This window comes from Rhizomicrobium sp. (assembly GCA_037200045.1).
Lineage (GTDB): Bacteria > Pseudomonadota > Alphaproteobacteria > Micropepsales > Micropepsaceae > Rhizomicrobium.
On the sequence record JBBCHM010000002.1, the window covers coordinates 1,486,864 to 1,505,778 of the forward strand.

Sequence of the window (18,915 nt, forward strand, 5' to 3'; positions counted from 1 at the left end):
CAATATTCGACTGAACGTCTGTTCAATATTGCTCATTGCGCCGGTTTTCTGAGCTATTCCTCCGAATACGCACAAATCCATTTCGGAACAATTGTTTGAAAGTCGAGGGCCTGTGAAGAAGAATGGCGCTGGCGTGACAGCCAGAGGCAAACAGCCGTTCGACCCTCGCGCGTTTCTAGCCAAGGCCGGGATCGGCCGGGCGGTATCGAAATATCGCAAGGACGAGATCCTGTTCTCGCAGGGCGACCAGGCGGACTCCGTGTTCTACATACAAAAGGGCAAGGTCAAGCTTGCCGTCGTGTCCGCGCATGGCAAGGAAGCGGTCGTCTCGATCCTGGGTCCGGACGAGTTCTGCGGCGAAGCGTGCCTGACCGGACAGATGCGGCGCATGGCGACGGCGTCCGCGATGACCGAATGCGAAATCATGCGGCTGGAAAAAGCGGCGATCGTGCGCGTGATCCACGAGGAACTCGCGTTTTCGGAAATGTTCGTCACGCACATCCTGGCCCACGCACTCCGCGTGGAAGAGGACCTGATCGATCAGCTGTTCAATTCGAGCGAAAAGCGCCTGGCGCGCGCGTTGCTGCTGCTCGCGAATTTCGGCAAGGAAGGAAAGCCGGAGCCCGTGATCGCCAAGGTCAGCCAGGCGACGCTGGCGGAAATGATCGGGACGACGCGCTCCCGCGTGAGCTTCTTCATGAACAAGTTCAGGAAGCTGGGATATATCAAATACAACGGCCATATCGAGGTGCACAGCTCGTTGCTGAGCGTCGTGTTGGACGAGCCCGCATCGCACGACCCGAAGTTAGGACACTCCGGCTCCTAGGGTGCGACGCGCTTCACCGGCACGGACACGCCGCAGATGTCGAGCACCGGCGGCGGTTTGCGGAAGTAGAACGGCGCGGTCGGGTTCCGCTTGGCCTCGATTGCATCCGCGAAGGATCGGGACTCGGGGCGCATGACCTGGAACACCGGCCGCTCCGCCGGCGGAACGTCCGCCGCCAGCCGCACCCGCAGGATCGGATCGCGCTTCGAGGCGTCGCCGATCACGCCGCTGTCGACATCGGGATCGCCGCGCTCCAGCTTCTGCACATATTGCATGCCGCTCAGCACCCGGCCGAAGGCCGTCAGGTCGCGGTCGAGCCGCCGCGGCGCCTCTCCGATCACGATGTAGAACTCCGTGCTCGCCGTATCGGGATCGTTGTCGCGCGCGAAGGCGAAGGTGCCCGGACAATGGATCAGCCATTCGCGCCCGTCCTTCGGATCGCGCGCGACGGGAAAGCCGTCCTCGAAGCCGACCTCGGGCGCCATCGGATCGGCGTTGCCGAGCGGCGTGAATAGGGGCGCCGGTGTGGAGACACGGTCGAACTCCGCCTTCAGCGGCGGCCACTGTGTCAGGTTCTTCGCCTCGACCGGATGGTCCTTGGTCGAGGCCGTGCCCTCGCCGATGCCGCCCTGCGCCACGAATCCGTCGATCACGCGATAGAAGGAAAGCCCATCATAGAAATGCGCGCGGACCAGGGCGCGGACCCGCTCGGCATGCTTGGGCGCGAACTCCGGCGCCAGTTCCACCGCCACCTGGCCGTAGCGCGTGTCGATCAGGACGAGGTTCTGCGGATCGACCGGGCGCCACGCCTCCGGCGGCAGGTCGGCCGCGGAAGCCTCCGTTAGGGAAAGCAACGCAACCAAAGCCAGGCGGGTCTTCATGAAATCTCCCCATGCGACCGGACGCACCTTGCCCGGCGCCGCCGCGTGCCTATTAAGAGCCTATCGCCATGACCATCGACAAGCCCGACCGTTCCGCCGCGCAAATCTCGCCGGCCGCCTTGCCGACGCTGCTTTCGGTGATGTTCATCAACCTCCTGGGCTTCGGCATCATCGTGCCGCTGTTGCCGTTCTACGCCAAGTCGTTCCAGGCCTCGACCTGGCAGGTAGCCCTGATCTTCTCCGCCTATGCCATCGGCGCCTTTTTCGGCGAGCCGTTCTGGGGCCGGCTGTCGGACACGATCGGTCGCAAGCCGATCCTTATCAGCACGGTGACCGGCAATTGCCTGTGCTATCTGGCGCTGGCCTTCGCGCCGAACATCTATGTCGCGTTCTTCGTGCGCCTGCTCGGCGGCATGGCCAGCGGCAACGGCGCGGTGATCCAGGGCTACATCGCCGACGTGACGCCGCCGGAAGAGCGCTCCGGCAGGATGTCGTGGCTGGGCGCGGCCTATAATATCGGCTTCATCGTCGGGCCGGCGCTGGGCGGGCTGCTGGCGAATCCGGCGGCCGGCCATGCCGGCTTCCGCACGCCGCTGCTGATCGCTTCGTCGCTCTCGGCGATCTGCGTCGTCGGGCTGACCGTGTTCCTCAAGGAGAGCCGTGTGCGCCGCCGCATCGGCCACAAGCCGAGCCGCTGGGCCGTCGTCGCCCATGCCGCGACCAATCCGGTGATCAGCCGCCTCATGATGGTCACGCTGCTGGCCGGCTGCGCCTTCAACGGCATCGAATCGGTGTTCGGCCTATGGACGCAGGCGCGCTTCGACTGGAACCCCTGGGATGTCGGCCTCGCCTTCGCGGTCACCGGCATCGTGGCCGCGTTTTGCCAGATATTCCTCGCCGGTCCCGCCTCGAAGCGTTTCGGCGAGGCCCGTATCCTGGCCTTCGGCATGCTGCTCACGGCGGTCTGCACCACGCTGCAACCCTTCTCGTCGGGCGGGTTCGCGATCGTGACGCTGCTGTCGATCTCCGCCTTCGGCCAGTCGATCGCCTGGCCGAACGTTTCCGCGCTTCTGTCGCGCAGCGTCGATCTCGACCATCAGGGGCAGTATCTCGGATTGAACAACGCCGTCGCCGGCCTCGCCCGGCTGGTCGGACCGCAGATCGCGGCCCTGACCTTCTCCAATATCGGGGTCGACGCGCCGTTCTACTCCGCCAGCCTGCTGGTGCTGCCGGCGATCTTCTTCGCCTGGTACGCCGCGATGCATAAGAGCAGCAAGACACCGTCCCCCGCGGTCGAGGCGCCCACCCTTCCCGAAAGCTAAGGGACACTCCCGGCATGGCCATTATTTCCATGCCAGCCAGAAGCGGAACGCTTCACCGTCGCGCGCCGCGCCGCCCTTGCCCGTGACCATCAAGGTCAGGGCCCGTCCATGGGTATAGACGTCGTCGTCGAGCGCCACCGTCACATTCGCGGCGCAGCCGGCGGTCATCGAACATTCGACCGGCGCGGCACCGACAGGCTGGCGGCCGCAATAGATCGCCACCACCTTGGCATTGGCGGGCAGCAGGATTCCGATATCGACCGTGCGACCGGACGCGGGAATGGCCGGCAGGCTCTTCTCCACCACGTACCAGCCGGGCGCTGCTGCGAACGGCGCGTTGCCGGTCCACGCCGCGCAGACCGGGTAGTCGACGGCGTGCTTGCGGACGAAGAGGCCCGGATCACGCTCGAATCCCGCCCGCATCCACCACGGATCGGGGATCAGGCTTCGGATGGCGACGCCGACCAGCAGGATCGCGAGCACCGCCGTCACGCCGCGCGCCACCCAGACCGCGGAGTCGTTGCGATGGCGCCAATGCCGAATGTCCAGTCCGATGCCCTGCTCGGCCATGCTCCGCCCCATCGCAGACGGGGTGCAGGATACATCGCGCGCGGCGGTCGATCACGCGCGAAACGCAGGGACCTATTTGTGCACGGTCGCCTTGAGGTCGGCGGCCAGCTTTGCGTCCTTGAGATAAGGCGCGATCTCCGTGGGCGACAGCGTCAGCGGCGTGGCGCAAGCCGCGATGACATGCGGAAAGTCCGGCTGCAGCACGACGCCGCCCTTGGCATCGAGCCACACGATCGGCGGGCTGGAAAACGGGTCCTGGTCGGTGATCGCCTGGCGGCAGTCCGCGTCGTCCTTGGCCTTGCTGTAGCGCGCCCGGTAGAGCTTGGTGAGCGCCGAGGGCGGAGTGTGCTCATCCGCGGTGTCGGACGGCAGGAAGCCGGGCTTGAACATCGTGCTCCAGTCAATCTGGCTGCCGGCGGTCAGATCGAAGGTCATCGGCGTTTCGGCGCCGTTGGTGGGATACGCGCCGGCACAATAATAGCTGGTGACGACTTCGACGCTGAGATAGCGGGGCGACAGGTAACGGACCGCGATCTCCTCGGCATAGCTGTCCTTGTCCGGCGTCATCTTCGCCTCTTTGATCTGCGCAAGGCAGTCGGTATAGGCATCGCGATCGGTCTTCTCCTGCGCCGCGAGCAGAGCATTGACGCGCGCTATCGCCTTGGCGTCGGCAAGGCCGGAAAGCCTCGGATACACCGCCTTGACGCCCGAGGTATGGAGCGGCGCGGCGGTGGGGACCGTCGCCGCCGGCGCGCAAAGCGGCAGGCCCGCCAACGCCATGCCGACCGCGGCACACGCCAGGATTCTCGCAACCGATTTCATCGAACACTCTCCCGACGCGGCGGTTTCATCGCGGCGCGACCTTCGTGCAAAAAAGGCGGCGATGCAACGAACGGCGCGCGTGCTCAGATATGGAGCTTGGAATTTCTCTTGCAGAGCGCGAGCAGCGCCGCGCGATCGCGGATGTGCAGGCCGGTGCGGGAAAGTTCCACCCAGCCTTGCTTGCGCCAACCTTCCAGCTTGCGGTTGACCGCCTCGCGCGACGCGCCGATGTGGTGGGCCAGTTCGGATTGATTGTGCAGGATCCGGCCGGCGTGACCTTCGAGCAAGAGGAAGCGCGCCAATCGTTTGCCGAGCTCCATCGACGAGGTGCGCTCGACCAGCGCGTCGGTCTCGCGCAGCCGCTGGATCAGGACGCCGAGCAGGGCCAGCGTCGCTTTCGGCTCGGCCAGCATGGCATCGAGGATGAACTGGCGGTCGATGCGCAGAAGTTCGCAGCGACGCGTCGCGGTCGCATGGGTCACGCGCGGCGCGCCGTCGATGGCGCCCATCTCGCCGATCGTCGAACCCGCACCGATCCGCGCGAGCCACACCAGGCGGCCATCGATGCCGGGGATGGCGATCTCGACCTCGCCCACCAGAACGGCATAGGCCGCATCGGAACGGTCGCCATGGGCGAACAGCCGCTGGCCTTTCTCCAATTGCAGAAAGGTGCCGGAGTCGGCGAGAATCTGGAGCCGCGCCGGCGACAGCGCGGCGAACACGCTGTCACGCGCCAGCGCGTCGGCGATCTTGGCCGCCCGCTTTATATCCGTCCTGGGAATCGCCCCAACCGCTTCACCCATCGCGGAAGGTTAACAATCGCGCGCCGCAGCGCAAAGACGGCAAAATCACGTCGATCACAGCCAAGCAGCGCCTTGGTTAAGGCGCGGCCGGATGGTCCGGTGACCGCCGACCGCCCCAGGCCCGAGCTAACCTATTGGATTTCATTATTGAACTGTCCGGCCGGCAGGCGCGCGCCGCGCTGGACCTGTTTCGGAACCACGGCCGGACGCAAGTGCTGTGACCGACTTTGCTTGACGGTTCGGCTCCACGCGACCAAGTGTTGCGGCATGTGATCCTTAAGGGGGACTTCTTCAGATGAGCAATTCTCGTTTCAGCAAGGGTAAGTTGCTGGCAGGCGCCGCCGTTCTCGCCGTCGTTGCAGGTGGCGTGGTGATCGGCAGCCAGTACTATCCGGCGAAGCCGGGCCATACGGCCGGCACCGTTGCCCCGATGAGCCGCTATCAGGCCGGCCAGGTGCACGAAGGCGACGTGGTCACGGGCGACACGTCCATCCCGAACATGATGCAGACCGATCAGTTCCAGACTCTGTCGAAGGACACGCAGGCCGCGTCGCAGGCCGCGTCGCAGGCCGCCTCGGCCGCCTCGTCCCAGGCCGCTTCGCAGGCCGCGGCCTCCGCTGCCTCGCAGGCCGCCGCGAGCGCGGCTTCGCATGCCGCCAGCCAGGCGGCCTCGTACGCCGCGTCGCAAGCTGCGTTCAGCGCCGCTTCACACGCCGCCTCGCAGGCCGCCGTCGCCGCTGCTTCCCAGGCCGCAAGCGCGCCGAGCGCCGCTTCGCAGGCCGCGTTCCGCGCCGCTTCGCAGGCCGCGGCATCCGCCGCGTCGCAGGCGGCAAGCGCGGCCTCTTCGCAGGCTGCCGCGCTCGCCGCGTCCCAGGCGGCTTCGCAGGCCGCATCGCATGTCGCGTCTCAGGCCGCCGCCGCTGCGGCAGCGCAGGCCGCGTCACAGGCAGCCTCACAGGCCGCCGCCTCTGCGGCATCGCAGGCCGCGGTCGCCGCCAATTCGCATGCCGCGTCCACGGCAGCGTCTCAGGCCGCCGCTCTCGCCGCGTCGCAGGCGGCTTCGCAGGCCGCGTCACAGGCCTCTTCGGCGGCCGCGTCCCAGGCCGCCGCTCTCGCGGCGTCGCAAGCTGCTTCGCAAGCCGCCTCGCAGGCCGCTTCGCAAGCCGCCAGCCAAGCTGCCGCCGCGCAGGCGGCGATCGCCGCGGCTTCGCAGGCTGCCGCCGCCGCAGCCTCGCAGGCGGCGTCCCAGGCTGCGTCCGCAGCGGCGGCGAGCGCGCCGTCGTCCGGCGCCGGGGTCACCGGGGCTCCTCCGGGATGGAAGGGCGCTGGATCGCAGGCGGCCTCCTTCGCCGCTTCGCAGGCGTCGCTGAGCGCGGCGTCCCAGGCGGCCTCGCAGGCGGCTTCGCAGGCCGCGAGCGCCGCGGCGTCACAAGCAGCGGCAGCCGCCGCTTCGCAGGCGGCGTCTCAGGCGGCCTCGCAGGCCGCGTCGCAAGCCGCTTCGCAGGCGGCGTCCCAGGCTGCGGCTCTCGCCGCGTCCCAGGCGGCATCTCAGGCAGCCTCGCAAGCGGCTTCCCAGGCAGCTTCGCAGGCCGCCTCCCAGGCGGCGTCGCAAGCCTCGTCCCAGGCCGCTTCGCAGGCGGCGTCACAAGCCGCATCGCAGGCAGCCTCGCAGCAACACTAGCCGCAAGATCGACCGAAACAGCCACCGTCCCCCGGGACGGTGGCTGTTTCTTTTTGTATCTAGCTGCCAAGCTGTAAGTCGGTTGTCGGGGGTCGAATCGTGTTTGCAAGGAGGGTAAGCCGCCTGGCGCTTTGCCTGGGGCTTTTGGTATTCGCGCGCGGCCAGGCGCTGTCGCCGTCCGTGGGACTGAGCAAGCTCGAGACCAAGGATCTCGAACTGCTCTATTACGATCCGCTCCAGACCTATCTGACGCCCTATGTGGCGCAATCCTACGAGAATTCCTTCGCCTTCCAGCGCAAGACCTACAACTGGACGCCCTACGACCGCCCCGTCGTCCTGCTGCGCGATCTGTCCGATAACGGACGTGCCACGGTGCGCGCGGCGCCCAGCAATTCGCTGACGCTCGACGTGGCGCCGATCTACATCCCGTTCGAGACGTTCAGCCCTGGCGAGCGCTTCTTCACGCTGATGAACCACGAGCTGACCCATATCGCGACGATGGATGTGGCGAACGGCGCGGACAATTGGTGGCGCACCGCTCTCAGCGGCAAGCCGCTTCCGATCGTCAGTCATCCCGAGTCGATCCTCTACAACTTCCTGGCCGCGCCGCGCACCACGGTTCCGCGCTGGTACCTCGAAGGCAGCGCGGTCTTCATGGAAACGTGGATGGCCGGCGGCCTTGGCCGCGCGCAAGGCGGCTATGACGAAATGGTGTTCCGCGCCAAGGTTCGCGACAACACACCGTTCTACACGCCGCTCGGATTGGAAGCGGAAGGCAATTCGGTCGATTTCCAGGTTGGCGCGAACGACTATCTCTACGGCACGCGCTTCGACTCCTATCTGGCAATGACCTACGGACCGCAGAAAGTCATCGAATGGCTCAGGCGCGACGAAGGCAGCGACCGCTACTACGAAGCCGACTTCGAGCGCGTGTTCGGCAAGCCGCTGGATGACGCCTGGAACGACTGGATCAAATGGGAGCATGATTTCCAGGCGAAGAACTTGAAATCGGTGCAGCAATATCCCGTCACGCCGACCAAGCCGCTCACCGACCACGCCCTGGGTTCGGTATCGCGGACCTATTACGACGCGGCAACCGATAGCCTGATCGCCGGTTTCCGCGCGCCCGGCATCATCGCGAATATCGGCATGATCTCGCTGAAGGACGGCAGCATCCGCAAGCTGACGAACCTGAAGGGACCGGCGCTCTATCGCGTGACGTCGCTCGCCTATGACGCGCCGGAGCACAAGGTCTACTACACCAGCGACAACAACGATTTTCGCGATCTCATGGAAATCGACCTGCGCAGCGGCGCCACGAAGATGCTGATCCCTGACGGCCGCGCCGGCGACCTCGCGCTCAATCCCGTCGATCATTCGCTGTGGGCGGTGCGGCCGCTCAACGGGTTGGACTCGCTGGTCCGGGTCGGGCCGGAGCACGACAGCTGGAAGCTGGTTCACGCCTTCCCCTATGGCCGCATCGTGTTCGACCTGGATATCTCGCCGGACGGCCAATACCTCTCCGCCTCCATCGGCGAGGTCGACGGCTCGCAGCGCATCGGCGTGTTCCGCATCGCGGACCTGCAAGCCGGCGTGGTGAAGGAAATCGCCACCTTGAAGCGCGATCCGGCCGTGCCGGAGGGCGGCGTGTTCTCGCCGGACGGCAAGTATCTGTACGCGACGGCGTTCTACACCGGCGTCTCGAATGTCTACCGGCTCGAGCTGGCGACCGGAAAGATCGAGGCGGTCAGCAACGCGGTCACGGGCTTCTTCCGGCCGCTGCCGATGGCCGACGGTTCGCTCATCGTCTACGAGTTCACCGGCCAGGGCTTCCTGCCCGTGCGGATCGACCCCAAGCCGCTCGACGATCTCGGCAATGTGAGTTTCCTCGGCACCGAGGTCGCGAACAAATATCCCATCGTGAAGACCTGGGCCGTCGGGCCACCCTCGCAGGTGCCGCTCGATTCGATGATCACTGGCCGCGGCGAGTACATCCCGCGCGACGAACTCCACCTGATGTCGTTCTATCCCACGGTCATGGGCTATCGTGGCCATGCCGCGGTCGGGCTGTATGCCGATTTCGAGGATCCGTTGGGCTACAACCAGCTACAGGCCAACGTGTCGATCTCGCCGGCAAGCAACATCACGAGCGGCGAGCAGTTCCATGCCGACGTGTCGTATCGAACGCTCTACTGGCATATCCAGTATTGGCACAACAACGCCAATTTCTACGATCTGTTCGGCCCGGTCGACCGCAGCCGCAAAGGCGACGCGCTGCTCGGCGGCTACAGCGAGGCGCTGATCTACGATCCGCCGCGCCGGCTCGACTTCACCGCCGATCTCGAACTCTATTCCGGACTCAACACGCTTCCTGGCGCGCAGAACGTGGCGGCGAACGATCCGACCCTCGGGACCCTGCGTCTGGCGCTGAACTACGACAATATCGACACGTCGCTTGGCGCCGTCGATTACGAGGAAGGCTATCACCTGCGCGGCGAAGCCAGTTCCGACTACGCCCATGGGACGTTCTTCCCCAAAGCGCGGCTGGAGGCCAATGCCGGCTTCGCCCTGCCCTGGCAGCATTCCTCGCTCTGGGCCTACACCTCGGCCGGCTACGGCACCGGGAACCCGCATGACGGGCTCGATTACTTCTACTTCGGATCCTTCGGAAACAACTATGTCGACGACGGTCAGGTGAAGCGCTACCGCAACTACGACAGCTTCCCCGGCTTCGACATCGACGCGATCAGCGCCCAGAGTTTCGTGAAGGCCGTGGGCGAGTGGAATCTGCCGCCCATACGGTTCAGCGACATCGGCAATGCGGGATTCTATCTGAGCTCGGTTCGCCCCGCTTTGTTCGCCGGCGTGCTGCTGGGCGATCCGGGACGCACCGCGTCGCATACTTATGAGAGCCTCGGATTCCAGCTCGACTGGAATTTCACCATAGCGGTGCGGCTGCCGATGACGTTCTCCATCGGCTATGCGCGGGGCTTCAGCGACAGCAGCATCACCAGCCGCCACGACGAGATCCTGGCGTCGCTGAAAATCCTCTAGGAAGGGAGCATGACGACGCAATTCCTCATCGAGGCGCCCATCGCCCTGGTGCCCGTCCTCGCATTCCTGGGGATTCTGCTTTATTTCGACAGCTACCGGCTCATAAGCCTGGGCGAAATGGTCCAGACCATCGCCGCCGGTTTCGCGCTTGCCGTCGCCGCTTACTTCATCAACGGCTATCTGATTCAGCATCTGAAGATCGACTACGGCACGTACAGCCATGTCTGCGGCCCGGTCGTCGAGGAACTGCTCAAATGCGCCGCGCTCGTCATCCTGTTCGAGCGCAACCGCATCGGCTTCATGATCGACGCGACGATCATGGGCTTCGCCGTCGGGACCGGCTTCGCGCTGTTCGAGAACATCTACTTCCTGCAGACGCTTCAGGACGCCGCGTTCGGCGACTGGATCATCCGCGGCTTCGGCACGGCGATCATGCATGGCGGCGCGACCGCGCTGTTCGCGATCCTGTCGCAGTCCCTGATCGAGCGCAGGGGCGCGCTGGGCTTCGCGTATTTCATTCCGGCTTTCGTCGCGGCGAGCGCGGTCCATGTGACGTACAACCTGTTCACGGGCGTTCCGATGCTCTCGACCATGGTCGTGCTGCTCTGCCTGCCGCCGATCTTCCTGATCATCTTTTCCAAGAGCGAATATGCCGTCCATCAATGGCTGGTGCACGATTACGCGTCCCATCAGCAATTGCTGGACGACATCAACTCGGGGCGCTTCACCCATAGCGAGGCGGGGCGGTTCATCCTCAGCCTGACGAGGCGCTTCGACCAATCCGTCATCGACGACATCTTCGAGTACCTTAAGCTGCATACCATTATCGTGCTTCGTACCGAGGCGATCGCGCTGGCGCGCGAGAAAAACGAGAAGCCGCAAGTGCCGCCCGAACATCGGGAGGACCTGAAGCGGCTCGATATGCTGGAAAGGAAGATCGGACCCACCGCCATGATGGCGCTCTGGCCGCACCTGCATTTCAGCCGGCGCGAGCTTTGGGAACTGCACGAGGCCGGCGCCTAGCGTCGCCCGCCGCGTTTCACGCGCGCGCCGCGCGCCCTTTTCCCGCCGTCTGCCAGATCAGAAACGCATAGGTGTCGGCGGCTTCGCGATCCTGCTGGGCGCGCGTGGAGCCGATGCCGTGACCGGCGTCGTAATCCACGCGAAGCAGGACCGGCAGGCCCGAACGCGTGGCCGCCTGAAGCCGCGCCGTCATCTTGGCCGCATGGAAAGGCGCGACGCGCGGATCGGTCACGCCGGTCGTCAGAAGGACGGCGGGATAGGCCGTACCGTCCGTCACCGCCTGATAGCTGTCGATGCTCTTGAGCGCGCGGTAACCCGCCTCGTCCGAGATCGCGCCCCATTCGGGTTCTTCGCCATAGCCGTTCTGCTCGACCACATAGCGCAGCGGGTTGGACCAGCCGACCCCGTCGATGACCGCCGCAAAGAGATCCGGCCGTTCGGTCAGCGCGCGGCCGACCGTGATGCCGCCGGCGGAACGTCCGCCGATCGCAAGATGCGCCGGCGACGTGACGCGCTTGGCGCAAAGGTCTTCGCAAACGTCGATCAGATCGCGCCAGGTATTCGGCTTGTTGGCGAGTTGGCCCGCCTTGTGCCATTCGCGGCCGTACTCGCCGCCGCCGCGCACATTGGCATAGCCGACGACGAAGCCCTGATCCATCAGCGCGAACAGCCGCTGCTGGAAATTGGGCGTGTAGGCGGCCGCGCCATAGGAACCGTAAGCGGAAATGAAGGCCGGCGCACTGCCGTCGAGTTTCAGTCCCTTGCGGTAGATGAGGCTGTAGGGAATCTTCGTGCCGTCGCGTGCGGTGGCGAAAAACCGCTTGGCCTCATAGGCGCTGACATCGATGGCCGGCCGCGGCGTCAGTCCGGTATCGGCGACAAGGCCCGCCGGATCGACAGACCACACGCCGGTCGGCGTCAGCCAGCCCGAGAGCTGCAACAGGACGCCCGGATCGCGGGCATCCGCGTATACCGCGCCGAACGTGCCGTCGAAGGGGAGCGCGATCTCCGTCACCTTGCCGTCGGGGCCCAGTCGGCGAAGCCGGCTGATGCCGCCATCCATGATCTGCAGATAGAGGCCGTCCTTGGCGCGGTCGATGTCCTCGATCACCTGTTCACCCTGCGGCACCACCACCGTGGCGGCGGCGATGCCGGGTGCGGCAAGCGAGGTCCGCACGATCCGGCCGCGTGGCGTGTCCTTGTTGACCAGAAGATAGAGGTCGCCGCCGTCGATATCGGCCGCCGTGACCTCGTCGGCGAAGTCGGCGACGGCGGTCCACGTCGCCCGGCCTGCGAGGACGTCGGCCACGGGGGCGACGAACATGCGCGATTCCGGACGCACATCGGACAATATCAGCAACGCATGGTCCGCGCCGTGGAAGGTAAGGATATACGGCGCCTGGATCTTCTCGAAGGCGATCTCGGCCACAAGCCCCCGCTTCATCAGAACCGGATCGCCGGCCGGATCGGTACCCAGGCGATGGAAGCGGGCCTGGCTGTCGAGATAACGGTCGGGCGTATCGACGGCGCCGGTCAGCTGGTTGTAGAAAAACCCGCTGCCGTCATCGAGCCATTGCGGAGTGGCCGCCTGCGTGTTGGCGATTGTCTCGGACAGGTTGCTGCCGTCCGCCGCGACAAGGATGTGCAGGAGCGAATCCTCGCTGCCGTCTTTCGAAACCCCATAGACGACGTGGCTGCCGTCCGGAGAGGCCCGCCACCAGTCGAGCGAATAGTGCCCGACACCGGCGGCGCTCATGGCTGTCGGATCGATCAGAACCCGATCGCGCCCGTTCTCGCGGACGAAAAGCTTATAATTGTCCGCGCCCAGCGGCCGCTGCTGGTAGAAGGTGCGTCCGCCAACCCTCTGGACGCGACCGGTCAGAACGATGTCGCCGGAGAGTTCCTGGATGCGCGTCAGCAGTTCATCGCGATGCGGCAACCGATCGAGAATCGCGCGCGTATGCTCGTTCTGCGCCTTGAGATACGGCAGCCAATCGGGGTCCTTGTCGTTTTCCATCCAGCGATAGGGATCGCTCAGCGTCTCGCCGAAATAGGTGTCGTGAACGACGGCAATGCGCGCCACGGGCGCCGGCGGAATGGCTGTCGTCATGTTCGCCGCGCGAGCAATTGGCGAGAGAAAAGAAAACCCAACAAGAGCGCCTCCATGGCCAAGCAATTGCCGCCGATCCAAATTTCGCACCATGGCGCCCGCGTCCCCATCCGACCGATTTCGAGTTTACGCATGCGGGACCAAACCGCCAATCGGGAGCGGCTGGCGGATGCGGGATCGAAGCATCCGAAAATCGGCGGAGTTACAGATGTCGGACGAAATGGGACACGAACTGTCCCCATCCGGGGGATGGCGCTCCCACCGGGAATCGAACCCGGGTTTCAGCCTTGAGAGGGCCGCGTCCTAACCGCTAGACGATGGGAGCATGCGGTCGAGGCGGCGCTTATACCCTTGCGACAAGCGCCGGATCAAGCGATGTGCCATCCGAAAGATCGAGCGGCAGAAACACATTTCCATCAAACAGATAGGCTCCGATTGCGGCATCGCCCCCGGCCGCCACGGCGGCGATGAGCCAGACGAAGTCCGCCACGGCGGCGCCGTCTCGATCGCGCCCCGAGGGCCCGGGACGGCCGTCGGGGTGAGAGTGATAGCAGCCCACGATCTCGCGACCGTTCGTCCGCGCGGCGCGTAGGGCGGCGAAATGGTCCGCCGGATCGATCTCGAACCGGTCGTCGGCGCCGGCAAGATTGCGCGCCGGATGCAGCGCAGCGACCGCAATGCCGCCGCCGGTGCGCGTGCCCTCGAGCAATCCGCAGCATTCGCCCGGGACGGCGGCCCAGGCTTCGCTTTCGATCCGCGCGCGCAAACTGGCCGGAAGGTCGAGCGGCGTCACGGCCGCGGCCCGATCCGCGCGATCAGATGGCCGTCCTCAAGGCTGACGATGTCGATCTCGTCGCCCTTGTTCGAGCGGAGCTGTAGGACGAGGCGGGTGGGCTCAGTCTGTACGCTCAATATCCGGGCGCCGGGCGGCAGGACGAACGCCGCGCCCGCAGCCGGCGGGCTTCCCGGCGAATGGCCCGAGAACTTCAGGGCCATGCCCACGACTAGCCCCACGAGCGCCAGGATGATAAGCGCGGACAGCACGATCACGGCGAGCTTCGCCGCGCGATAGCTCATCGTGCTCTTGGGATCGGCCGGCGCTTCAATGTCTGACACCAAATCCTCCGAGGAAGCCCCGCGCCGCGCGGTGGTCGGCGACGATCAGGCAGGCTGGCGGCTGGACCGGTTCCTGGCCGCGTCGCTCGGCGATATCAGCCGCTCGCGCCTTCAGCAACTGATCGACGGCGGCGCCGTCACCCATACGCGTAAAACGATAAGAGACGGCAATTACAGGGTCAAACCGGGCGAGGCCTACACGGTCTCCGTGCCGCCGCCCGAGCCGGCACGGCCGCGGGGCCAGGACATCCCGCTCGATGTCGTCTACGAGGACGCCGACCTGATCGTGATCGACAAGCCGGCGGGCCTGGTGGTCCATCCGGCGGCGGGCAATCCGGACGGCACGCTGGTCAACGCCCTGATCGCCCATTGCGGCGCCTCGCTGCAAGGCGTCGGCGGCGAGGCGCGGCCGGGCATCGTGCACCGGCTGGACAAGGATACGAGCGGCCTGCTGGTCGCGGCGAAGAACCAGCGCGCCATGACGAGTCTTGCCCGGCAATTCGCCAACCACACGATCGAGCGGGCCTATCACGCGGTCGTCTGGGGCGCGCCGCGCGCCGGCGAGGGCATGGTGGAAGGCCAGATCGGGCGCAATCCGTTCGACCGCAAGCGCATGGCCGTCCTGCGCGGCGGCGGGAAGGAGGCGCGCACGCGCTACCGCGTGGTCGAGGTCTTCGGCGACCCGGCGCGGCCTTTCGCCAGCCTGATCGAATGCCGGCTGGAGACCGGGCGGACCCATCAAATTCGCGTGCATCTGACCCATCTGGGACACCCGCTGGTCGGCGATCCCTCCTACGGAAGGGCGCGGCAGGCGCCGCGGCCGAAAACCCCTGCCGAGGAGGTGGCATTCGCCGCGGCGACGAACTTCCCACGCCAGGCCCTACACGCCTATATCCTGGGTTTTCAGCATCCTAGCCTGCACAGGACCCTGCGGTTCGAGTCGGCCTGGCCGGCCGACATGGCGGCGCTGGTGGAGGCTTTGAGAGGCTTGAAAAAGTCTTAATTGTTCCCATCTATCCCAAGCGTCGCGACTCTTCTAAAGGGGCGCGCTGTCCAACTGCGGGCTCGGGCGTTGTAGGATGAGCCACGCAGCCGCCGAACGATGCGCTTGGGCGTCGATCCGGCGGAGGAAAGGGGTTCGAAAATGAGCAGCCGCGGTCTGCCGGTCCTTCAGGGCGAAGGCGGCCTGTCCCGATATCTCTCCGAAATCCGGAAGTTCCCGCTTCTGGAGCCGGAAGAGGAGTACATGCTCGCCAAGCGCTGGAAGGAACACGAAGACCCCGGCGCGGCGCGCAAGCTCGTCACCAGCCATCTGCGCCTCGTCGCCAAGATCGCGATGGGCTATCGCGGCTACGGCCTTCCCGTTTCCGAAATCGTCGCGGAGGGCAATGTCGGCCTGATGCAGGCGGTCAAGCGCTTTGAGCCCGACAAGGGCTTCCGCCTGGCGACCTATGCCATGTGGTGGATCCGCGCCGCGATCCAGGAATACATCTTGCGCTCCTGGAGCCTGGTGAAGCTCGGCACCACGGCGAACCAGAAGAAGCTGTTCTTCAACCTGCGCAAGGCCAAGAACAAGATCGGCGCCATCGAGGAAGGCGATCTGACCAGCGAGCACATCGCGACGCTGTCCGACCAGCTCGGCGTCTCGGCGCAGGAAGTGACGGACATGAACCGGCGCCTGTCGGGTCCGGATTCCTCGCTCAACGCGCCGCTGCGCTCCGACTCCGAGAGCGAATGGCAGGACTGGCTGGCGGACGAGACGCTGGATCAGGAAACCCGCATGGCCGACCGCGAGGAGCTGGGCGAGCGCCACACGCTGCTCACCGGCGCGCTCGGCGAGCTGACGGAGCGTGAGCGCGACATCATCCAGGCGCGGCGGCTGCAGGACGAGCCGGCGACGCTGGAAGAGCTGTCGCAGAAATACGGCATCTCCCGCGAGCGCGTGCGCCAGATCGAAGTGCGCGCCTTCGAGAAGCTGCAGAAGCAGATGAAGAGCTCGCTGAACGACCGCCGCCCGGTGCCGGTCGAGGCCACGCCGTAAGCATTTCCGTCATGCGCTGCCGTGCATTTCGCGCAAAAGCGCTATGCGCTTAGTGTTGACGTCTTCGTTCGGAGGCGTGCGATGACATTCAAGCTTTGGCAGGTCGATGCGTTCAGCGAGCGGCCCTTCGGGGGCAATCCCGCGGCGGTCGTGCCGCTCGACGCCTGGATCGACGACGGGCTGATGCAGAAAATCGCAAACGAGAACAACCTCGCGGAGACCGCGTTTTTCGTCCGGACCGGCGACGGCAAATACCATCTGCGCTGGTTCACGCCGGAGGCCGAGGTCGAGCTTTGCGGCCATGCCACCTTGGCGAGCGCCTGGCTTCTGTTCGACCGGCTGGCGTCCGAGCTGAAGCGGATCGATTTCGAGACCCGCTCGGGAACGTTGACGGTCGAGCGCGGCCGCGACGGCCGCCACGTGATGTCGCTGCCCTCCGACTTCGTCGAACCGTTCGACGTGCCGGGGCTGGCAAAGCAGATCGCCGAGGCGCTGGACGTGCCGCAGCCTTCGTCGATCCTGAAAGGCCGCTATGCCGTCGCGGTATTCGACAACGCCGCGACCGTTCGAAACATGGCCGGGCCGGGCGACATCCAGCGCGTGCTGCAAGCGCTCGGGCTCTGGGGCCTGATCGTCACGGCGCCGGGCGATCAGGGCTATGATTTCGTCTCGCGCTTCTTCGCGCCGGAGAAAGGCGTGCCGGAAGATTCGGTGACCGGTTCGGCGCATTGCGCGTTGACGCCCTATTGGGCCAAGCGTCTTGGCAAGTCCACGCTGAAAGCGCGGCAGGTCAGCCCGCGCGGCGGCGATCTGGTTTGCACCAACGACGGCGCCCGGACCATATTGTCGGGCCCCTGCGCACTCTACATGACGGCGGAGATCGAAGTCTGATCCGAATAAGGCCAGCAACGCGCGCCGACGACGAGGCGATCTGGACGATCCTGGAGCCGACCTTGCGCGCCGGCGAAACCTATCCCCAGCCGCGCGACATCACGCGCGAGCAGGCGCTCGCCTATTGGTGGAAACCGGAGCACGCGATCTTCGTCGCCGAAGACGAGAGTGGCCAGCTCGTCGGCACTTACTACTTGAAACCGAATTCAACGGGCCCGGCGGCGCATGTCGCCAATTGCGGATACATGACGTTGCCGCTGGCCTGGGGACACGGCGTGGGCCGCGCGCTCTGCCTGCATTCGCTCGACGAGGCGCGGCGGCGCCGCTATCGCGCCATGCAGTTCAACCTGGTGATCGCCACCAACGCCCGTGCGGTGCATCTGTGGCAGGCTTGCGGGTTCGCAATCGTCGGTCGCCTGCCCGGCGCTTTCGAGCATCCGACGCAGGGTTTCGTCGACGCGCTTATTCTATACCGGACGCTCTGAAAGTTCCTCGACGCCCGCGCGTTAACCGCTTTCAAACGCAGCGTTCGCGATCCCGCACTGCACCATGCAGAACATCCGTGTGGCCGAGCGTTGCGTTCCGGCCTCCGACGATGGGCCGAGCACGTGGCTAAGACCTGTCGTCGACTTTTCTTATGCCTTGTCGGTGTCCGGCGCCGTATCGCGCGTGTCGTCCATGTCGACGATGGATTCACCGAAGGCGTCCAACCCCTCCTCCAGATAATCGCCGAGCAACGGCAGGCCGAGAAGATACTGCCCGGTGCGCTTGTTGTGCTCCTGCCGCGCGGTCTCCAGCGCCTCGCTCCACTCGCCGATGTCGAAGGTGCCGCGCCCGAGCCAGGCAAGCGCAACCAGTTCGATCTGATAGTCCTCGTTCAGGCCGTTGATGTATTCCAGCAGTTCCTGCTGCACCGTGTCGCCGGGTTTGTCCTCAAGCACATCCGCATCCCCATCGTCGGTGGCGTTGGACCCGGAATCGGGATCGCTGTCTCCCTCCTTGGCGTCGAACTCCTTGGCCATGGTCGCGACATAGCTGACGACATCGATCGGGATCGTCAGTTCGGGCTCGGGCGTTGCGGGCGATGGAACGGCGGTCGGCATGTGAGGCCTCCTTGGACAACAAGCCAACGCTGCCACGCGGAACCCGTTCCGCGCCTGATCCAGATCAAGCCGGGAACCGGCTAGTTCCTGCCGTCCCAGCCGTATTTGAGCTGGATCGACAACACCCAGGGATCTCCCAGAAGCGAGCGGACATCGTCGAGCTTCCAGCCCTTCGCCGTCTTCTCGAAATAGAAGTGGATTTCGTTCGGCGTCTGCTCGTTCTTGAACTTCGAGACGACGATCAGGCGGTTCGGCGCGTTGTCGACATCGACCTTGGAGATTTTGACGCCGCTGACCGTGCCGTCCTGGCCGTTCATCCAGAAGTCGAAATCGACGCGGCCGACCTCGCCATTCGCATCCTTTTTGTCGAGGTCCCAGAGCGCCTTGAGCCGGTCGCTGTAGATGTCGTCGGGCTCGGGCTTCTTGCCGACGGTCGACGCATAGACCTGCGTGACGAACTTCACCGGATCGTCGATCCGCGTCGCGGCCTGCACGGGTGAAAACGCGACGGCGAACGAAAATGAAAGAATTGCAAATAGCGTCGAACGCATGACATGTCCCCCAATGTGTCGCAGGCCTATGTTACGGAATTGACGGGCCCCAAGCGAATCTCTACATAGAACGCGGGCCACGCCTCCCCAACGAGGTGCGATCATTCTGAAAGGAATGAAC

At 65.4% G+C, this 18,915-nt stretch carries 18 protein-coding genes and 1 tRNA gene; 9 read left to right on the forward strand and 10 right to left on the reverse strand.

What is annotated here, in order from left to right:
* Positions 1 to 112: 112 nt before the first annotated feature.
* Entirely contained in the window at positions 113 to 826 is a 714-nt protein-coding gene (locus WDM86_22485; protein MEI9992787.1) for a Crp/Fnr family transcriptional regulator, read from the forward strand.
* Here WDM86_22485 and WDM86_22490 read toward each other — a convergent pair.
* The gene (locus WDM86_22490) at positions 823 to 1,707 is read right to left on the reverse strand and encodes a peptidylprolyl isomerase (protein MEI9992788.1); all 885 of its coding nucleotides are present in this window, start codon (positions 1,705 to 1,707) and stop codon (positions 823 to 825) included. The genes WDM86_22485 and WDM86_22490 overlap by 4 nt on opposite strands.
* 68 nt (positions 1,708 to 1,775) lie before the next feature.
* On the opposite strand from WDM86_22490, the gene WDM86_22495 reads away from it, so the two are divergent.
* Positions 1,776 to 3,029, forward strand: coding sequence for an MFS transporter (locus WDM86_22495; protein ID MEI9992789.1), 1,254 nt, complete (start codon positions 1,776 to 1,778; stop codon positions 3,027 to 3,029).
* A gap of 21 nt (positions 3,030 to 3,050) precedes the next feature.
* Here WDM86_22495 and WDM86_22500 read toward each other — a convergent pair whose 3' ends face one another.
* From WDM86_22500 to WDM86_22510, 3 genes are all read right to left on the reverse strand, one after another.
* On the reverse strand, positions 3,051 to 3,599 hold the full coding sequence (locus WDM86_22500) for a hypothetical protein (GenBank protein MEI9992790.1): 549 nt from the start codon (positions 3,597 to 3,599) through the stop codon (positions 3,051 to 3,053).
* 72 nt (positions 3,600 to 3,671) lie between these two features.
* Entirely contained in the window at positions 3,672 to 4,421 is a 750-nt protein-coding gene (locus WDM86_22505; GenBank protein MEI9992791.1) for a hypothetical protein, read from the reverse strand.
* Between the two features lie 83 nt (positions 4,422 to 4,504).
* Positions 4,505 to 5,224, reverse strand: a complete 720-nt coding sequence (locus WDM86_22510) for a Crp/Fnr family transcriptional regulator (GenBank protein ID MEI9992792.1) — start codon at positions 5,222 to 5,224, stop codon at positions 4,505 to 4,507.
* Positions 5,225 to 5,519: 295 nt separating this feature from the next.
* Here WDM86_22510 and WDM86_22515 point away from each other — a divergent pair, with 295 nt between their 5' ends.
* The 3 genes from WDM86_22515 to WDM86_22525 all read left to right on the forward strand — a co-directional run bounded on the left by WDM86_22515 (position 5,520) and on the right by WDM86_22525 (position 10,982).
* Positions 5,520 to 6,905 (forward strand): hypothetical protein, encoded by a 1,386-nt coding sequence (locus tag WDM86_22515; protein MEI9992793.1) that lies wholly within the window; start codon positions 5,520 to 5,522, stop codon positions 6,903 to 6,905.
* A gap of 99 nt (positions 6,906 to 7,004) precedes the next feature.
* Positions 7,005 to 9,959, forward strand: a complete 2,955-nt coding sequence (locus WDM86_22520; protein ID MEI9992794.1) for a hypothetical protein — start codon at positions 7,005 to 7,007, stop codon at positions 9,957 to 9,959.
* A gap of 9 nt (positions 9,960 to 9,968) precedes the next feature.
* The gene (locus WDM86_22525; protein ID MEI9992795.1) at positions 9,969 to 10,982 is read left to right on the forward strand and encodes a PrsW family glutamic-type intramembrane protease; all 1,014 of its coding nucleotides are present in this window, start codon (positions 9,969 to 9,971) and stop codon (positions 10,980 to 10,982) included.
* Positions 10,983 to 10,998: 16 nt separating this feature from the next.
* On the opposite strand, the gene WDM86_22530 is transcribed toward WDM86_22525, so the two are convergent.
* The 4 genes from WDM86_22530 to WDM86_22545 all read right to left on the reverse strand — a co-directional run bounded on the left by WDM86_22530 (position 10,999) and on the right by WDM86_22545 (position 14,208).
* Positions 10,999 to 13,092: a prolyl oligopeptidase family serine peptidase gene (locus WDM86_22530; GenBank protein ID MEI9992796.1), complete on the reverse strand. Its 2,094-nt coding sequence runs from the start codon at positions 13,090 to 13,092 to the stop codon at positions 10,999 to 11,001.
* Between the two features lie 250 nt (positions 13,093 to 13,342).
* Positions 13,343 to 13,417: transfer RNA gene (locus tag WDM86_22535), tRNA-Glu, on the reverse strand.
* An 18-nt stretch (positions 13,418 to 13,435) separates the two neighbouring features.
* The gene (locus tag WDM86_22540) at positions 13,436 to 13,885 is read right to left on the reverse strand and encodes a M67 family metallopeptidase (GenBank protein ID MEI9992797.1); all 450 of its coding nucleotides are present in this window, start codon (positions 13,883 to 13,885) and stop codon (positions 13,436 to 13,438) included.
* Entirely contained in the window at positions 13,882 to 14,208 is a 327-nt protein-coding gene (locus tag WDM86_22545) for a hypothetical protein (protein ID MEI9992798.1), read from the reverse strand. The genes WDM86_22540 and WDM86_22545 overlap by 4 nt, the downstream gene beginning before the upstream one ends.
* Here WDM86_22545 and WDM86_22550 point away from each other — a divergent pair.
* From WDM86_22550 to WDM86_22565, 4 genes are all read left to right on the forward strand, one after another.
* Positions 14,198 to 15,211: an RluA family pseudouridine synthase gene (locus tag WDM86_22550; protein MEI9992799.1), complete on the forward strand. Its 1,014-nt coding sequence runs from the start codon at positions 14,198 to 14,200 to the stop codon at positions 15,209 to 15,211. The genes WDM86_22545 and WDM86_22550 overlap by 11 nt on opposite strands.
* 141 nt (positions 15,212 to 15,352) lie before the next feature.
* Positions 15,353 to 16,249: an RNA polymerase sigma factor RpoH gene (gene rpoH / locus WDM86_22555; protein MEI9992800.1), complete on the forward strand. Its 897-nt coding sequence runs from the start codon at positions 15,353 to 15,355 to the stop codon at positions 16,247 to 16,249.
* An 81-nt stretch (positions 16,250 to 16,330) separates the two neighbouring features.
* Complete coding sequence (locus tag WDM86_22560) at positions 16,331 to 17,140, forward strand: PhzF family phenazine biosynthesis protein (protein ID MEI9992801.1); 810 nt, start codon at positions 16,331 to 16,333, stop codon at positions 17,138 to 17,140.
* Between the two features lie 62 nt (positions 17,141 to 17,202).
* Complete coding sequence (locus WDM86_22565; protein ID MEI9992802.1) at positions 17,203 to 17,625, forward strand: GNAT family N-acetyltransferase; 423 nt, start codon at positions 17,203 to 17,205, stop codon at positions 17,623 to 17,625.
* A gap of 150 nt (positions 17,626 to 17,775) precedes the next feature.
* On the opposite strand, the gene WDM86_22570 is transcribed toward WDM86_22565, so the two are convergent.
* Together WDM86_22570 and WDM86_22575 are read right to left on the reverse strand one after the other, a co-directional pair.
* The gene (locus WDM86_22570; protein MEI9992803.1) at positions 17,776 to 18,243 is read right to left on the reverse strand and encodes a DUF3775 domain-containing protein; all 468 of its coding nucleotides are present in this window, start codon (positions 18,241 to 18,243) and stop codon (positions 17,776 to 17,778) included.
* Between the two features lie 80 nt (positions 18,244 to 18,323).
* Positions 18,324 to 18,794: a DUF3828 domain-containing protein gene (locus WDM86_22575; protein MEI9992804.1), complete on the reverse strand. Its 471-nt coding sequence runs from the start codon at positions 18,792 to 18,794 to the stop codon at positions 18,324 to 18,326.
* Positions 18,795 to 18,915 lie beyond the last annotated feature (121 nt).

Bases quoted from the DNA above. Each gene is read 5' to 3' on its own strand.
- WDM86_22495 (MEI9992789.1), top strand. From the start codon at position 1,776: ATGACCATCGACAAGCCCGACCGTTCCGCCGCGCAAATCTCGCCGGCC.
- WDM86_22530 (MEI9992796.1), bottom strand. From the start codon at position 13,092: ATGACGACAGCCATTCCGCCGGCGCCCGTGGCGCGCATTGCCGTCGTT.
- WDM86_22505 (MEI9992791.1), bottom strand. From the start codon at position 4,421: ATGAAATCGGTTGCGAGAATCCTGGCGTGTGCCGCGGTCGGCATGGCG.
- WDM86_22560 (MEI9992801.1), top strand. From the start codon at position 16,331: ATGACATTCAAGCTTTGGCAGGTCGATGCGTTCAGCGAGCGGCCCTTC.
- WDM86_22490 (MEI9992788.1), bottom strand. From the start codon at position 1,707: ATGAAGACCCGCCTGGCTTTGGTTGCGTTGCTTTCCCTAACGGAGGCT.
- WDM86_22525 (MEI9992795.1), top strand. From the start codon at position 9,969: ATGACGACGCAATTCCTCATCGAGGCGCCCATCGCCCTGGTGCCCGTC.
- WDM86_22575 (MEI9992804.1), bottom strand. From the start codon at position 18,794: ATGCGTTCGACGCTATTTGCAATTCTTTCATTTTCGTTCGCCGTCGCG.
- WDM86_22550 (MEI9992799.1), top strand. From the start codon at position 14,198: ATGTCTGACACCAAATCCTCCGAGGAAGCCCCGCGCCGCGCGGTGGTC.
- WDM86_22515 (MEI9992793.1), top strand. From the start codon at position 5,520: ATGAGCAATTCTCGTTTCAGCAAGGGTAAGTTGCTGGCAGGCGCCGCC.
- WDM86_22510 (MEI9992792.1), bottom strand. From the start codon at position 5,224: ATGGGTGAAGCGGTTGGGGCGATTCCCAGGACGGATATAAAGCGGGCG.
- WDM86_22500 (MEI9992790.1), bottom strand. From the start codon at position 3,599: ATGGCCGAGCAGGGCATCGGACTGGACATTCGGCATTGGCGCCATCGC.
- rpoH (MEI9992800.1), top strand. From the start codon at position 15,353: ATGAGCAGCCGCGGTCTGCCGGTCCTTCAGGGCGAAGGCGGCCTGTCC.
- WDM86_22570 (MEI9992803.1), bottom strand. From the start codon at position 18,243: ATGCCGACCGCCGTTCCATCGCCCGCAACGCCCGAGCCCGAACTGACG.